This window comes from Archangium sp., from assembly GCF_036389735.1.
Lineage (GTDB): Bacteria > Myxococcota > Myxococcia > Myxococcales > Myxococcaceae > Archangium.
Map to the genome: position 1 here is coordinate 1 of NZ_DASVWK010000432.1, position 2,341 is coordinate 2,341.

The 2,341-nt window shown below is 69.1% G+C and carries 3 protein-coding genes; all 3 read right to left on the reverse strand.

The annotated features are described in order from the left end of the window. Positions 1–1,089, reverse strand: a 1,089-nt coding sequence (locus VF794_RS15575) for a pitrilysin family protein (RefSeq protein ID WP_331111153.1), incomplete at its 3' end; no start/stop codon positions are given. 127 nt (positions 1,090–1,216) lie between these two features. After that, positions 1,217–1,735 carry a hypothetical protein gene (locus tag VF794_RS15580; protein WP_331111155.1) on the reverse strand — a complete coding sequence of 173 codons (519 nt, stop codon included), beginning with the start codon at positions 1,733–1,735 and terminating at the stop codon, positions 1,217–1,219. Between the two features lie 124 nt (positions 1,736–1,859). Then, positions 1,860–2,341 (reverse strand): hypothetical protein (locus VF794_RS15585; protein WP_331111157.1); only part of this gene is annotated, 482 nt, incomplete at its 5' end.

Below are 2,341 nucleotides of genomic sequence, written 5' to 3' on the forward strand. Positions count from 1 at the left end.
CACGGCGGCGAGTTCCTGGGCGAGCGCGTCACTGGTGACGCCGGGCCGGGCCGTGGCCTCCAGGGTGAAGACGGACTGGGCGCCGAGGCTCTGCTGGCCCGCGCTCACGCTCTGCGCCAGCCCCTTCTCCATCACCAGGCGCTTGTAGAGGCGGCTGGACTTGCCCGTGCCCAGCGCGTTGGCGAGCACGTCCGCGGTGGCATCTCCCTCGGAGAAGTACGGCGGGGTGAGCCACGCCAGCGTCACCATGGGCAGCGTGCCCACCTTCTCATCGTGGCGGATGATCTGCTCCCGGGTGTGCTTCACCTCGGCCACCTGGGGCTTGTCCGGCCTGGCGCCGCTGCGCAGCGTGCCGAAGTACTTCTCGATGAGGGGGCGTGCCTCCGCCGGGTCGAAGTCCCCCGCCACCGTCAGCGTGGCGTTGGCCGGCGCGTACCACTTGCGGAAGAAGTCCTTCACGTCCTCCACCGTGGCCGCGTCCAGGTCCTCCATCGAGCCGATGATCTTCCCGTGGTACGGGTGCGGCGCCGGGAAGAGCGCCTTCCACAGCTTCTCCATCCCCAGCCCGTAGGGGCGCGTCTCCACGCCCTGGCGGCGCTCGTTCTTCACCACCTCCTGCTGGGTGCGCAGCTTCTTCTCGTCCAGCGCGTCCAGAAGGAAGCCCATGCGGTCGCTCTCCAGCCACAGCGCCGTGGACAGGTGGTTGCTGGGCACCGTCTCGAAGTAGTTCGTCCGGTCGTAGTTGGTGGTGCCGTTGAGATCCGTGGCCCCCAACTGCTCCAGCAGGCCGATGTGCACGTCGTCCGGCACGTGCTTGGAGCCCTGGAACATCATGTGCTCGAAGAGGTGGGCGAAGCCGGTGCGGCCCGGCTGCTCGTGGTAGGCGCCCACGTGGTACCAGATGTTGACGGCCACCACGGGCAGCTTGCGGTCCGGCGCGAGGATGACCTCGAGCCCGTTGGGCAGCGTGTACTTCTCGTAGGGGATGGCCAGCGCCTCACGCCCGGGCTCCAGGGGCTTCGCCTCTTGCTGCTGGGCGAGCGCCGGAGCTCCGAGGGCGAGGACCACGGCGGCGATGAGCACTTTCATTCGACGGGTTCCTCCTCTGAGCTGAGGCCCTCCGCTTAGCACGTGCCCCGGGGCGGGCGGAGCGCGAATGCCCCCTCGCCCCGGGGTTGTTCGTCGGGATGTTGGGGACTCACCCGTGGAGGGGAGGTCAGAAGGTCATGGTGACGCCTGCGAGGCACTGCTTGCCGCCCTCTGGCTGGGGCAGGACGGCAATGAAAGGCAGCGCACCGCCCAGCACCTTCGACTGGGGCTGGGTGAAGCTGCCGTTGTAGCTCTCCGCCGCCGAGCGCAGCTGCCCGTCCGCCATGAGGCCGAACGGAATGGCGAGGGCGATAGCGCCGGCACCCACCAGGGCGGGCGTCCAGTCCTGCCTGCTGCTCCGGCTGGTGAGGTTGTTGCCCAGGTTCCACCCGACAAGGGTTCCGCCGACGCTACCGAGAATCAAGCCGGTCCACTTCTTGGCCTGATAGCCGCCCATCTGGGAGCTGGCGGCCGGATGCGCCGCGAGCTTGTCCTCGAGGTCGGACATCAGGAGGGGTTGGTCGCCCTGGCGGTAGGTCCCACCATCGAGCTGGAGCGGCCTCGAGGTGTCGAAGTTCTTCCCCCCCGTGGCACAGGCCACCAGGGAGGCGGCGAGCAGTACGGCAGGAGCAGTCGTATGGCGCATGTGGTCTTCCCCCGATGGAGGCCAGGCTTGCGAGATGCAATGGCGGAGCCCCCTCCCCTCTTGAGCCAGGGACCCGGAAAATCATGCGCAGAATCTTCGGGTCCCTCGAGGCCCCCGGTTCGGCTCAGTTCATGCCCCAGCGCGCGGCGATCTCCTCGCACGCCAGGTGCACGTCCCCCAGCCGTCGCTGCTGGGCCTTGGGCGCCACGAACACCTTGCCGGCGAACACGTCGAAGACGCGCACCAGCCGGTGGTCCACTTCACCCTGCTGCTTCAGGTTCTGCTCGGCGAAGAGCTGGAGCACCGTGGCGATGTACTGCCCGGAGGCCTCGTCCAGCGGCGTGTGCTTGGAGAAGTAGAGCTTGAGCAGCCCCGAGCGCATCCCCCCATGGCGGTCCACGCTGCGCAGGAGGAGCTCCGGACGCACGTTGATGGCCACCCCCGCCAGCGCCAGCGGCGGCAGACCCTCGTCCGCGGGGCTGGCCACCGCGTGCGTCAGCGCCAGCTCGCCCGAGGCCTCGAGGAAGTGCTGGAGGGCCTCGGCGCACAGGGCCAGCCGGTGGGCGTCGAAGTCCGACGCGGGCTCGGCGTTGAGCAGCCGGTGCT